This window comes from Pseudomonas sp. UBA1879, from assembly GCF_002338065.1.
In the GTDB taxonomy this organism is placed as follows: Bacteria; Pseudomonadota; Gammaproteobacteria; order Pseudomonadales; family Pseudomonadaceae; genus Aquipseudomonas.
This window is the reverse complement of sequence record NZ_DDHJ01000013.1, coordinates 82,717-95,473: the sequence shown is the minus strand read 5'-3', so window position 1 is coordinate 95,473 and position 12,757 is coordinate 82,717. Positions and strand designations below refer to the sequence as shown.

Here is a 12,757-nt window from a genome sequence, read left to right as displayed (position 1 = left end):
AGCCAGTCGACTGCTACGAGGTGCGAGTCGTGCGCTGAATGCCGCCACACCCCCGACCTTTGTAGGAGCCGCCGGAGGAACGACGGCAGCGAGGCGGTGTGTCAGTCACCCCACCGGCGCCCGCAATACCGCTACGCGGCCGTCGTGCCTCCGGCTGCTCCTACAGACCGCGGCGTAGGGATGATTTGTAATCGACAGATCGCCAGCAAGCCGGCTCCCGCCGGGCCAAGCGGTGTGACAATGGGGTCGAGCGTTTCCTTGAAGCGCTACAACCAACCGGACCGCTTGAAGCTGGCAAACAGAACGCCACACCCGCCGACGATGACCCCCAGCACTGCGTAGTACCCGTAGTGCCAGCTCAGCTCTGGCATGTTCTGGAAGTTCATGCCGTAGATCCCGGCGATGGCCGTCGGGAACGCGAGAATTGCAGCCCAGGCGGCAAATTTGCGTTGGGTCAGGCTTTGCCGGGACGACTCCAGCAGCAGGCCGATTTCGATGGTCTGGCTGGCGATGTCGCGCAGATTGGCTAGGTCCTCCATCTGCCGTTTGACGTGAATTTCCACGTCCCGGAAATACGGCCTCATGTTCTTGTCGATGAACGGGAAGCTCAGCTTCTGCAGTTCCTCGCCGATCTCCACCATCGGCGCGACATAGCGGCGCAGGCGCAGGAGATCGCGGCGCAGCGCGTGGATGCGATGAATGTCAGCCTCATTGAGTTCAGTGCTGAGTACACTGTGTTCCAGCTCTTCCAGCTCGCAGTGGATGGCCTCGGTCACCGGCTGGTAGTTCTCGGTGACGAAATCCAGCAGCGCGTACAACACGAAGTCTTCGCCGTGCTCGAGCAGCAGCGGGCGCGCCTCACACCGTTGGCGCACCAGGCCATAGGACTTCGAGTCGCCGTTGCGCGAGGTGATGATGTAGCCCTTGCCCGCGAAAATGTGCGTCTCGATGAAGATCAGCCTGCCGTTCTCGCGAATCGGCGCGTACGTCACGATGAACAGCGCATCGCCGAAGGTTTCCAGCTTTGGGCGGCTGTGCACTTCCAGCGCATCCTCGATGGCCAGTTCGTGCAGGCAGAATTGCTTTTGCAGCGTGGCCAATTCTTGAGCGTTGGGCTGCTCCAGGCCGATCCAGACGAAATGCCCGGGCTTTGCGGCCCAGGCGGCCCCTTCGTCGAGGGTGATGTTGGTGACTTTTTTTCCGGCGCTGTAAACCGCGGCAGCAACGACTCGGCCCATGATGGTTCGCTTCTTCTTTCAGGAGGAAAATCTTGCGCAGCTTAGCGCGCTCTCCCCAGTGAGAGTCGGCGAATTTCAACGAGTTCGAGTGTTTTACGTGAGTTGTTCAGCGTCGGTTTGGGCAACCGCCGCAGGCGTGCGCAATTGGGCGTCCATTTGCTCGATGCAGGCTTGCATCTGGCTGTGACACAGGGCGATCAAGTCAGGGATGTCGTCGCTGGTCAGGCCGGTGGTCGAGAGCGCAGGCAGCGAACGGATTATCACCTCACCGCTGTCCCATTGATTCAGGCGCATCTCCCGCACATAGGTGCTGACGCACACCGGCACAATGGGCACGCCTGCATCAATGGCCATCTGAAACGCCCCGCGCTTGAACGGCAGCAGGCCTTTACCCTGATTGCGCGTGCCTTCGGGGAAGACCCAGATCGAGGTATCCCGTTGTTGGAGGGTGTCGGTGGTCTGGCGAATGGCAAGGCGCGCCCGCAATGGATTGCCCCGGTCGATCAGCACGTTGCCCGCCAGCCAGAACAGCTGGCCGAACAACGGCACCCATTTCAGACTTTTCTTGCCGATGCAGACCGTGCGCGGCGGCACGATGTTGCCGAGGACGAAGAGGTCGTAGTTCGACTGGTGATTGGCAACGATCACGCAGGGGCGCGAGCGGTCAATGTGCACGCCCATCTGCGCATGCAGGCGCAGGCGCAGGATCCACATGGCCGGCACGGCGTAGAGGCGGGCGCACAGACGGCTGTTGTCGGGGTTGAACGGACGACAGATGCCGAGGACGAGACCCACTGCACCTGCAACGACGAAATGCACACCCATCAGCAACATACGCAGGACGAACAGCATGCGAACCACTCTCGTAACAAAAGGTGGCGCAGTGTACGGATGTGCACTTGAATCGGCAAATGCCAGACAGACAGGCGGTGATCGACGAATTTAAGCGAATGTTACAGAGGCCGAGAACCCACCGGCTCGCGCTGTGGGCGGGCAAGACACCTGTAGGTGTGAGGTCGCTCGCTACGGCGCCCGACTAGTCAATCGGTCTGTCGCTGGCAGATCGCGTTCGCGAGCAAGCGCACGCCTGCAAAGGGGGAGCGTCAGCCGGAGGGGCTGACGAGGTATCCTTAAAACTGATGCTGCCGATCCAGTTCGATCGCCTTGTCCAGCGTCTCCAGAAACGCTTTGCGCACCTTCAATTTGGTCTGCTTGTGCGCCTTCATGTTGATCTTCTTCAACTGCAGGGCCACGGTGCGCGCGGTGTCCACGAGTGCTTCCGACGGGACGACCTTGTCCAGGAACCCGGCCTGAAGTGCACCGTTGGGGTCGAACATTTCGCCATTGATCACTGAGCGGCCAAACGCGCTGTTGCTCAGGCGATCACGGGCCAGCTCGATGCCGGCGTGGTGCATGGTCATGCCAATCTGCACTTCGTTCAGGCCAATGCTGAAAGGGCCTTCGACGCCGATGCGGTAATCCGCCGACAGCAGCAGAAACGCACCTTTGGCCACTGCGTGCCCACCGCAGGCGATGACGATGGGGAACGGGTGGGACAACATGCGCCGCGCCAGCGTCGAGCCGGCGGCCACCAGGTCCATCGCGGCTTCGGGGCTTGAGGTCATGATTTTCAAGTCGTAGCCGCCGGAAAGAATGCCGGGTTGGCCGGTGATGATCACCACGGCACGGTCTTTTTCGGCTTGATCAAGGGCAGCATTGAACGCCGCGACCACGTCGCCGCTGATGGCGTTGACTTTGCCGTTGCTCAGGGTAAGCGTGGCGACGCCGTCGTCCAGTTGATACGCGACCAGATCACTCATGGAACGAGTCCTTATTGTTGTGAGATGGCGCAGACGTTACTCACCCCGGGGGGCAAGGTAAAGCGCAAAGGGTGACCGATAAGTCAGGGTTTCGGGCCGCGAAAGGGTAAGCGCAAGGTGCGGCCCGAAGAGAGGAGAGGCAGGAAGGTTCAGACCTCGACAGCGTTCAATTCGCAGTACTCATCCCAGTCCATGTCCAGCGCCTCGGCGGCTTCCTTGTGCACGGCCAGTCGCAGGGCCTGGATTTCGTCCTCGGACTTGCTGCTGAAGCGCAGTGCCAGTTCCCAGGTTTCGATGTTCAGGGCCTCGGCTTCGTCCTCGAATGCCCAACGGGTTTGATCCTGCTGATCCTTGGGGCTGAGGTCTTGGATTTCTTCCTGCAACGTCGGGTTGGTCACGATGTACTTCGGCAGGGCAGCTTCGATCCATTCTTCTTTATTCATGTAGGTAGATCTCCTGTGGGTCGAGCTGACGTTTTCAACGGGTAAGGTTGCTGCGGTGAGGGGCGATTGTGCGGCATGTCTTTGCCCGGTGCCACCCGCAGATACGCCGCCGGTCGTGCTGAAAACGAAAAAGGCCCGCTGTTTGGCGAGCCTTTTCTTTACCGCTCGAGTGGGTCAACTAATGGCCATTGGCTTCTTGGCATTGCGATGGGCGTTGTTGCCCAGCAGCGGATGAGGGCCGTGATCGCCGTAGACGCCCACAGGTTCGGGGAAGGTGCGCAGCAGTGTGATGTACAACAGCGCGGCCAGGCCCAGGGTGATCGGCAGGCTGATGTCGATGCCGCCCGCGAGATTGCCCAAGGGGCCCACGAATTGCCCTGGCAGATTGACGAAGCACAGGCCCACCACGGCGCTCGGAATCCACGCACCCAGACCGCGCCAGTTCCAGCCGTGTTCGAACCAGTAATGGCCGCCGCTCTGGCCCCGGGTGAATACTTGAAGGTCAGCCGGGTGATAGAAGCCGCGCCGGATGATCAGGCCCAAGACCATGATCACGATCCACGGCGAGGTGCAGGTGACGATCAACACCGCGAAGGTCGAGACGCTCTGCACCAGGTTGAAGGCGAAACGGCCGATGAAGATGAAAGCAATGGCCGCGATGCCGATCAGAATCGTCGCCTGGGCGCGGTTCAGCAGGCGCGGGAACATGCTCGACATGTCCAGGCCGGTGCCATACAGCGACGTGGTGCCGGTGGACATGCCGCCGATGATCGCAATCAGGCACACCGGCAGGAAGAACCAGCTCGGCGAGACCGCCAGCAGCCCGCCGACGTAGTTGTTGTCGGTGATGTACTGCGGCGCCTGAGTGGCGACGAGGGTGGCGGTGCACAGGCCAAACAGGAACGGGATCAGCGTGCAGATCTGCGCCAGAAACACCGACGCCATGATGCGTTTCTTCGACGTGTGCCGTGGGATATAGCGCGACCAGTCACCCAGAAACGCGCCGAAGGACACCGGGTTGCTCATTGCCAGCAGCGCGGCACCGATGAACGCCGCCCAAAAGCCTTCGCTGCCCTGATTGATGGTCCCGGCGAAACCCGCGTCGAAACTGCCACCGAAGGCGAAAATACCCAGCAGGAACAGCAGGCTCGACGCAAACACCGCAACCTTGTTAACCCACAGCATGAAGCGAAAGCCGTAAATGCAGACCACCAGCACCAGCACCGCGAACACGCCATAGGCGACGGCCAGGGTCAGGTCATTTTCCGGCAGGCCTACCAGGCGCTTGGCGCCACCGATCAGTGCATCGCCCGAACTCCACACCGACAGCGAGAAGAACGCCACTGCTGTCAGCAACGACAGGAACGAGCCGACGATCCTGCCATGAACGCCGAAATGGGCGCCCGATGACACGGCGTTATTGGTGCCGTTGAGTGCCCCGAACAGGCCCATCGGCGCCAGGATGATCGAGCCCAGCACGATGCCCAGGAGAATCGACCAGACACCGGCCTGGAATGACAAGCCGAACAGCACCGGGAAACTGCCCAACACCGCCGTGGCGAAGGTGTTGGCGCCACCGAAGGTCAGGCGAAACAGATCGATGGGCGACGCATCGCGTTGAGTGTCCGGAATTTGTTCGACACCGAAGGTTTCGATGCGGGTTGAGGGATGTGACATGACGGTTTCCTGCGCGCTGTCGTGTTGTTATAAGGCCGGCATCTGCATGCTTGCCCGTATTGTTCGGCCTGATTCGGTCCGGCCGTGGCATTGGCAGTGGTCGGCATTCCGACCGGGAGGGGGTGAACGGTTTAATTCTTATGATTGATTGCGCGGGCTATGCGCCTTGTTCAGGCTGCGCCGACAGGTGTTCGTGACAGGCCAGCCAACGCTGGCCGTCATACCGGAAGACAATGGTTTCCCGCTCGTGAAACCGGCTTTCTTCGGTGCCGAAGCGCACCCGGGTCGCGACGTCATGCATGAAAATCGCCACGTCGCCCTGAAGGCTGATGTGCGCCTTGCTGGATTGACAATCGAGTACGACAAACCCGTCAGCCTGCCAGCCGTTCCAGACCTCGCGGTAAGCGGCACGGGACAGCAGCGGGGCGGGCAGGGTGTAGAAGAAAAACGTGGCGTCGTCGCTGAACGCATCGAAATAGGCATCGGTGTCGTTGCTGGCGAACGCGGCAACCAGAGCGGCTGCGGCCTGTTGGACGTGTTCAGTGCGGTGCGGGGTGGACGTCATGGCCGGCTCGTTATTGTGATTCTGGCGATGGGGCTCGACTTTAAGCAGCTCTCACGTCCGGTCACATCGTTGCCGATAAATACTTTAGTTCAGGAAATTCGCAAGTATGGGGCGTGCTACTTCCCGCCCGACTGAAACAGGCTGCCCTTCACCGGCTGGCGAACCCGGCCGCCAGAGGGATCGAAACACGCGCTGTTGTAAATCGGCGCGACGCAGCGCGATGGCATCCCCGGGGGCGGAGGGCGTATGGCCTGCATGTGGTCCGAAATTTCTTTTTCGTTGGTGATGATGAGCTTACTGCGCCGACTGATTCGCAAGATGTCAGTGGCGTTCTTATTAAGCCGGTCAGGGAAGTCCCGCTCCTCCCAATCGCTGGACAAGCGGGACTGGCCAGGGCGTTGCGCCATAGCTTCACCGACATAATCCGGGCAGGGGGTCGAGGCAAAACTGACCTTGCCGTCCCGCGCGATGCATTTGAATACCTCGCCATGGGCGGTATCACTGAGCATCAGTGCAATGCCCGCCAGCGCCACTAACCATCCTTTCATACAGGCCCTCCCAAGGTGGCGCAAGGCTACCACTGGAGAGAGGGCGCTGTCAGCGGACGACGATGGTTGTCAGTGCGTCTCGAGAGCGGCTTTCTGCACCTTGGCCAGCGCCATGGCAACGAACGTGTCAGCATCGCCCTGCAGTACCCGAAGATGGTCTTCGACGTGGTCGGCATCGCTACGCTGCTCTTTCGTGTCCACCAATCGCGTGACTTCGCACAGCGCGTTGGCCGTGACCCAGAGGCTCTGTCGCAATTGACCGATGATTTTCACCATGCTTTCCGCGCTGTCGTGATCGTCATCGAGCTGAGTAAGGGAAGGCAGCGCGGGAACCTCTCCTCGATTATTCGAATCGATGCCCGTCACCACACGGCTGATGTCCACACCCGCCGCCGCGATGCGAAACAGATAATCGGCCCTGGGCAGTCGCTGCCCGCTTTCATAGTGACCCTGAGCATTCGCCTCCACACCGCCGATCGCGCCAAGGGCGCTTTGCGTGAGCTTCAACCGTTTCCTTTCTTGTTTCAGGCGTTTGCCAATACCGTTCATCAACCTACTCCTGCGAAATCCGCGTCCTTTTTTTCGTTCTGGTGGACGCGCAATGGGGGCTGGAATACGGGCTGGGGTGATCTACCACAGAACTAGCCTCGTACGTAATCGTGCGCTCCAAACGAGATCACGACGCATAGACATTAGCTGCTCGACAGGGCGGATGAAACGCTTTCCGATGTTCTGCGAAAAGTAAATGAACGGCAGCGTGAAAACCTGTCCTCTTGAATGGGTGTCTCATCCATTTGAATGGTTAAGGCGCGCAATCAAAGGCTCGATGTCCGGGCGACGGTTGCGCCACTCCGCTTGAGTGATACCCAACAGGACCACATCGACCCGCTGACCGTCCTTGATGATGTTCTGCCGACGGACGCCCTCCACCTGAAACCCGAACTTCTGATGCATCTTCACCACTGCCGTATTGCTCGCCAGCACCTCGCAATTCAGCTTCTCCAGGCCAGCTTCATTGAAAGCATGATCGAGCATCCAGAACTCGACCCGACTTCCCAACCCCTTGCCCTGTAGACGCGGGTCTAGATAAAACGCCCAATCCGCCGTTTTTTGCAGGGCATTGATCGCACTCAACGCCACCACCCCCGCCAGCACTCCATCCAGCATGGCGACGAACACTGACTGCCGAGGATTGCCCACCAACGACGCCAGCCATCCCTCGTGCTCCGCTTCACTGATTTCGTGGGAGGTGTACATGAACTTGCGCACGTCTTCCTGATTGCGCAGCAGCCGCACGGCGGATTGGATGGCGGGAGGGGATTCGGTCAGGGGAATGAAGTGCATGGGGGTGGGTTCCTTGCATCGGGGGACGTGATGGGATGATACCCCGGCCTCGAGGAAAGGCTATTGCGGAACACCAGAAACGAAAAACCCCCGGATTCTCTCGGAATCTCGGGGGTTTCGTTTACATCGAATGTGGCGGTGAAGGAGAGATTCGAACTCTCGATACAGTTTCCTGTATACACACTTTCCAGGCGTGCTCCTTAAGCCACTCGGACACTTCACCGTAGCTCTTCAGACGTTCAGTCTGTCGAGGCGCGCTAATGTAGTCGAAAGCGCTTTCGAAGGCAAAACTTTTTTTCAGAATTTTCATGCGGTTAAGCGGTAAAGCGTGAGGCCCCGTCGGCTGTGTCGCCTTCGGGGCTTTGAGTCGCACTGACGGGGTGCGGATCAGGCGCCGAAGCCGCCGTCGATGGTGAGGCTGGCGCCGGTGACGTAGCCTGCTTCCGGCCCGGCGAGGTAGGCGACCATGGCGGCAATCTCTTCGGCCTTGCCGTAGCGCGGCACGGCCATCAGGCCCAGCAGGGTTTCGGCGAAGTCGCTGTTGGCCGGGTTCATGTCGGTGTCGACCGGGCCGGGCTGTACGTTGTTGATGGTGATGCCGCGCGGGCCGAGGTCGCGAGCCAAGCCTTTGGTCAGGCCGACGAGCGCCGATTTGCTCATGGCATAGACGCCGCCACCGGCGAAAGGCATGCGGTCGGCGTTGGTGCTGCCGATGTTGATGATGCGACCCCCTTCCTTCATATGACGCGCGGCTTCCTGGCTGGCGATGAACACGCTGCGCACGTTGATGGCGAGGGTTCTGTCGAAGTCTTCCAGTTTGAACTCGTCCAGCGGGGCAATGGCCAGGACGCCGGCGTTATTGACCAGAATGTCGAGGCCGCCAAACGTCTCGACGGTTTTGCCGACGGCATTGCGAATGTCCTGTTCATTCGCGCTGTCGGCCTTGATCGCCAAGGCTTTGCCGCCAGCCTGCGTGATGCTGTCCTGCAGCGCGCGGGCTTTGTCTTCAGAGCTGACGAAGGTGAAGGCGACGGCTGCGCCTTGATCCACCAGGCGTTTGACAATAGCGGCACCGATGCCGCGGGAGCCGCCTTGAACCAGTGCTGTTTTGCCGGTGAGGTGGGTTGCGTGGGTCATGCTGATCTCCAGTGATGAGGTCGATGAGTGAGTGGTCATCAGTATCCTGCGGGGATTAGGTTCTCGGTAGCGGGTAATCGAGATAGTCTGTGTAAACCAAAAGTTGTGAATGAGTGCGATGGAAAACTTCAGCAGCATCGAATGTTTTGTCCGCAGTGCCGAGGTCGGCAGCTTTGCCGAGGCAGCGCGCCGTCTGAGCCTGACCCCGGCTGCTGTGGGCAAAAGCGTGGCCAAGCTGGAGACGCGGCTGGGCGTGCGGCTGTTCCAGCGCAGCACGCGGCGGCTGACGTTGACGGAGGCGGGGCGGCGATTCCTCGGCAAGGTGCGCACCAGTTTCAACACCATCCAGAACGCCGTGGCCAATCTGGCGAGCGCCGAGGGCCATCCGGCAGGCACGTTGAAGGTGAGTGTCGGGACGGTTTTCGGCTGTTTATACGTGGTCCCGCTGTTGAGCGAATTTTTGCGGCGCTATCCGGCGATCACGCCCGATTGGCATTTCGATAACCGTCAGGTGGATTTGATCGGACAGGGCTTCGACGCCGCCATTGGTGGCGGTTTCGACCTGCCTCAGGGTGTCGTGGCGCGCAAGCTGGCACCCGCGCACCGAGTGTTGGTGGCGTCGCCCGGTTGGCTGGAGGCTCACCCGGGCATTGGCCACCCCGATGATTTGAGCGAATGTGACGGGATCCTGATCCGCTCGCCGCAGACCGGCCGCATCCGTTCCTGGCCGCTTACGCATCGCAACCAGGCGCAGGCCTCGCTGACCCTGAAAACCCGTATGACCATGAGCGATTCCGAAGCAGCGTGTCGCGCGGCAACGCAGGACTTGGGCGTGGCGCTGGTCAGCATGCCCTTCGCGGTGCCGTACTTGCGCAGCGGCATGTTGCAGCGCGTGCTGCCGGACTGGTACGTCGAGGACGGCCACATCAGTGTTTATTACAGTGAGCACAAACTGCTGCCCGGCAAGACTCGGGCGTTCGTCGACTTCATCATCGAGCAGTTTGCCGTTCAGCAGTGGGCGCGGCATTTCAGCGCTATTTAATCAGCCTCAGGAACAGAGAAAGCATGGTGGATATTTCCCACAAGGCCGCGCTGGTCATCATCGACATGCAGCAGGGCATCAATCATCCGAAACTGGGGCGGCGCAATAATCCCCAGGCCGAGCAGCGGATGCTGGCGTTGCTTGGGGCGTGGCGCGACAGCGGGCGTACGGTGATTCATGTCCGGCATTTTTCCCGCTCACCCGATTCGGTGTTCTGGCCCGCGCAATCCGGGGTTGAATTCCAGCCTGAGTTTTTGCCCTGGGACGGGGAAGGGGAGTTGCATAAACAGGTGCCGGATGCCTTTTGTCATTCGGCGCTGGAGGGCTGGTTGCGGGCGGACGGCATCAATCAGGTGGTGATCGTTGGGGTGGTGACCCATAACTCTGTCGAGTCGACGGCCCGCACAGGCGGCAATTTGGGGTTCGAAGTCATCGTGCCCCATGACGCCTGTTACACCTTCGACGGGACGGATTTTTTCGGGACGGCGCGCACAGCCGAGGAGATCCATGGAATGTCGCTGGGGAACCTGCACGGGGAATATGCGCAGGTGGTGGGGACTGAGGACATTCTGCGAGGGCTTTAGGGGCAATCCCTGTATCGCGGCGCACCGCACACTTGTAGGAGCCGGCTTGCTGGCGAATGCGTCGGATCAGAAACATTGATGTTGCTTGACCCACCGCTTTCGCCAGCAAGCCGGCTCCTACAGGTTTTGTGTTCCGACAATGGAAGGTGTGTCACGCCCTCACAACCTGAACCGCGCCATCTGCGCGGCGAGGTGTTCGGCTTTTTGCGACAGGCGTTGGCAGTCTTCGCGGCAGGCTTTCACGTCGCTGGCGGTGGATTGCGCCAGGTCCGCAATGCCCTGCACGTTGCGGTTGATCTCTTCGGTCACCGTGCTCTGTTCTTCAGTGGCAGCGGCGACCTGATGGTTGCGGTCGGTGAGTTCTTCGACGTGCCCGGCGATGGCGTCCAGTGAGTGGCCGGTGCGGCGACTGGCTTCGACCCCCGTCCCGGTGGCGGCCTGGCCAGCGCGCATCGAGGTGACCGCCTGCTCGGCGCCGCTCTTCAGCTCACCCATCATGTGCTGGATTTCCGAGGTTGCGCTTTGAGTGCGACCGGCCAGGGTGCGGACTTCGTCGGCGACGACCGCAAAGCCTCGTCCCATCTCGCCTGCACGCGCCGCTTCGATGGCTGCGTTCAAGGCCAACAGGTTGGTCTGCTCGGAGATGCTGCGAATCACGCCGAGCACCTGATCGATGGTGGAAATCTGCGTGGCGAGATGCTCCACCGCCCCCGCGGCGCTGCCGACGCCATCGGACATGCTTTGAATGTGGCCGATGGATTCGCCCACCACCCGCTTGGCTGACACCGCCTCTTGATGGGTATTACGCGACACGTCGGCAGCGGCGCCTGCGTTGCGGGCGATTTCCTGCACGGTCAGGCCCATTTCGTGAACCGCCGTGGCGACCATGTCAGTCATCTGCTGCTGCTTCAGCGCACGGGTCGAGGTGCTGTCGACCACCTTCGCCACGTCGACCACACTGTGACGCAGTTGCTCGCTGGTGTGCAGCACATCGTTGATCAGCACGCGCAGGCTTTCGATGAAACGGTTGAAACCCCGGGCCAGATCACCCAACTCGTTGGCGCGGCTGTCGTCCAGACGGCGAGTCAGGTCGCCCTGTCCGCCGCCGATGTCGACCAGGGCGGTCGTCACTTGCTGAATGGGCCGCACGATCCCCCGCGCAATCCAGGCCACAAAGCCGAGGAAACACAGGACCACAGCCAGGCTGATCGCGGAGATCGTGGTCAAGGCCTCCTTGGCCGGGCCATAGACTTCAGCCAGCGGCACTTCGCTCACCAACGTCCAGCCCAGCGAATCCACGGGTTTCGCCACCGCGACATACGCCTGACCGCCACGCTCGAACTCCAGCGCCTGCCCTTGGCCATTCTGGCTGAGCAACGTGCGTGCAGCGGTGTCGCCGACCAGTTGGGTCAGGGATTCGCGGTCATTGAAATCAGCATTCGGGTGCACCTTGATCTTGCCGTCGGCGCTGACCAGATACACCTGGCCGTCCTTGCCAAAGTGGAAGTCGCGCACCATCTGCGACAACGCGCTCATGCTGAAACCCAAGCCGGCCACGCCCACCACGGCGCCGTTGTGTTCGATGCGCTGGTTAATGAACAGCGTCGGAATTTTGGTCGTGGCGTCGATATCGATGTCCAGCGAGCGTTTTTTATTGCTGTCGAGGAAACCGTAGAACCAGCCGTTTTCAGCGGGGCCCCGCTGCAGCGTGCGATCCGCTCCCTTGTTGGTGATGTAATGGCCGCTGTCTTTGGCAACGATGAACGTGGTCAGGGCGTTGTGCTGCTCCTTGATTCTCGCCAGGTAGCGGATGAAGGCGGCTTGTTGCGCAGGATCTTCGCCGTTGCCCAGCCACTCGGAGACCAGCGTGTTGTCGCCGATGTCGCTGGCCGCTGTCAGAGGCGCCGCCAGCAGCCGTTCGAGGTCGTTGCGAATGGCTTCGACGCTGGCGGGCATGGCCTGCTGCAGCAGATAACGGTCGGTCAGCCTGTTCAACGCGAAGGCGTAGATGGCGATCACGATCAGGCTGCTGATCACCAGCGCCGCGCCCATGCTCAGGGTCAGTTGCCACTGAATACTCTTTCGCCAGACAGGCATGAAAAACTCCGTATATACGCGTGGACGATCACGATGGAAGGGTGCTGTTAGCTCGCTCTGAGCAATAAGCGGGCCATGAAATTGATCGAGCGGTCAGATTATGAGGGGCGTGCGCGTCGGTGAGCCCTGCGGTCAAGGGTGAAATCCTTTCTAGCGGATGGGCTTGACGGATTCCGATAGCGGGTTGTGTACAAAACATGAGTACTTTTGGAACAGTTTCAGAAGCGCTCGCACGGAAAAGTGGCAGAAGGAGGCGGTGGTG

The 12,757-nt window shown here is 60.6% G+C and carries 13 protein-coding genes, 1 tRNA gene and 1 pseudogene; 2 read left to right on the top strand and 13 right to left on the bottom strand.

Annotated elements, in window-relative coordinates; translation table 11 throughout:
• Nucleotides 1-266 precede the first annotated feature (266 nt).
• The 11 genes from B3N48_RS12395 to B3N48_RS12345 all read right to left on the bottom strand — a co-directional run bounded on the left by B3N48_RS12395 (nt 267) and on the right by B3N48_RS12345 (nt 8,772).
• Nucleotides 267-1,238, bottom strand: coding sequence for a magnesium and cobalt transport protein CorA (locus tag B3N48_RS12395; protein WP_296183992.1), 972 nt, complete (start codon nt 1,236-1,238; stop codon nt 267-269).
• A gap of 93 nt (nt 1,239-1,331) precedes the next feature.
• Complete coding sequence (locus tag B3N48_RS12390) at nt 1,332-2,090, bottom strand: 1-acylglycerol-3-phosphate O-acyltransferase (protein WP_296183991.1); 759 nt, start codon at nt 2,088-2,090, stop codon at nt 1,332-1,334.
• A gap of 278 nt (nt 2,091-2,368) precedes the next feature.
• Nucleotides 2,369-3,058, bottom strand: a complete 690-nt coding sequence (locus B3N48_RS12385) for a crotonase/enoyl-CoA hydratase family protein (RefSeq protein WP_296183989.1) — start codon at nt 3,056-3,058, stop codon at nt 2,369-2,371.
• A 149-nt stretch (nt 3,059-3,207) separates the two neighbouring features.
• On the bottom strand, nt 3,208-3,501 hold the full coding sequence (locus tag B3N48_RS12380) for a DUF6388 family protein (RefSeq protein WP_296183987.1): 294 nt from the start codon (nt 3,499-3,501) through the stop codon (nt 3,208-3,210).
• Between the two features lie 174 nt (nt 3,502-3,675).
• Complete coding sequence (locus B3N48_RS12375; RefSeq protein ID WP_296183985.1) at nt 3,676-5,178, bottom strand: purine-cytosine permease family protein; 1,503 nt, start codon at nt 5,176-5,178, stop codon at nt 3,676-3,678.
• Between the two features lie 157 nt (nt 5,179-5,335).
• A complete protein-coding gene (locus tag B3N48_RS12370) occupies nt 5,336-5,743 on the bottom strand; it encodes a YybH family protein (protein ID WP_296183983.1) in 408 nt (135 codons plus the stop codon).
• A gap of 116 nt (nt 5,744-5,859) precedes the next feature.
• Nucleotides 5,860-6,291 carry a DUF4124 domain-containing protein gene (locus B3N48_RS12365; protein ID WP_296183982.1) on the bottom strand — a complete coding sequence of 144 codons (432 nt, stop codon included), beginning with the start codon at nt 6,289-6,291 and terminating at the stop codon, nt 5,860-5,862.
• Between the two features lie 69 nt (nt 6,292-6,360).
• Nucleotides 6,361-6,840, bottom strand: coding sequence for a helix-turn-helix domain-containing protein (locus tag B3N48_RS12360; protein ID WP_296183980.1), 480 nt, complete (start codon nt 6,838-6,840; stop codon nt 6,361-6,363).
• Nucleotides 6,841-7,077: 237 nt separating this feature from the next.
• On the bottom strand, nt 7,078-7,635 hold the full coding sequence (pseH, locus tag B3N48_RS12355) for a UDP-4-amino-4,6-dideoxy-N-acetyl-beta-L-altrosamine N-acetyltransferase (RefSeq protein ID WP_296183978.1): 558 nt from the start codon (nt 7,633-7,635) through the stop codon (nt 7,078-7,080).
• A 133-nt stretch (nt 7,636-7,768) separates the two neighbouring features.
• A tRNA-Ser gene (locus B3N48_RS12350) sits at nt 7,769-7,858 on the bottom strand.
• 164 nt (nt 7,859-8,022) lie between these two features.
• Nucleotides 8,023-8,772, bottom strand: coding sequence for a 3-oxoacyl-ACP reductase family protein (locus tag B3N48_RS12345; RefSeq protein ID WP_296183977.1), 750 nt, complete (start codon nt 8,770-8,772; stop codon nt 8,023-8,025).
• 118 nt (nt 8,773-8,890) lie between these two features.
• On the opposite strand from B3N48_RS12345, the gene B3N48_RS12340 reads away from it, so the two are divergent.
• Nucleotides 8,891-9,814 carry a LysR family transcriptional regulator gene (locus tag B3N48_RS12340; protein WP_296184477.1) on the top strand — a complete coding sequence of 308 codons (924 nt, stop codon included), beginning with the start codon at nt 8,891-8,893 and terminating at the stop codon, nt 9,812-9,814.
• A gap of 23 nt (nt 9,815-9,837) precedes the next feature.
• Nucleotides 9,838-10,398, top strand: coding sequence for a cysteine hydrolase family protein (locus B3N48_RS12335; protein WP_414704228.1), 561 nt, complete (start codon nt 9,838-9,840; stop codon nt 10,396-10,398).
• A gap of 159 nt (nt 10,399-10,557) precedes the next feature.
• On the opposite strand, the gene B3N48_RS26890 is transcribed toward B3N48_RS12335, so the two are convergent.
• The gene (locus B3N48_RS26890; protein ID WP_414704232.1) at nt 10,558-11,286 is read right to left on the bottom strand and encodes a methyl-accepting chemotaxis protein; all 729 of its coding nucleotides are present in this window, start codon (nt 11,284-11,286) and stop codon (nt 10,558-10,560) included.
• Nucleotides 11,287-11,415: 129 nt separating this feature from the next.
• Nucleotides 11,416-12,354 (bottom strand): annotated as a pseudogene (locus B3N48_RS26885) (HAMP domain-containing protein); the annotation flags it as partial.
• Nucleotides 12,355-12,757 lie beyond the last annotated feature (403 nt).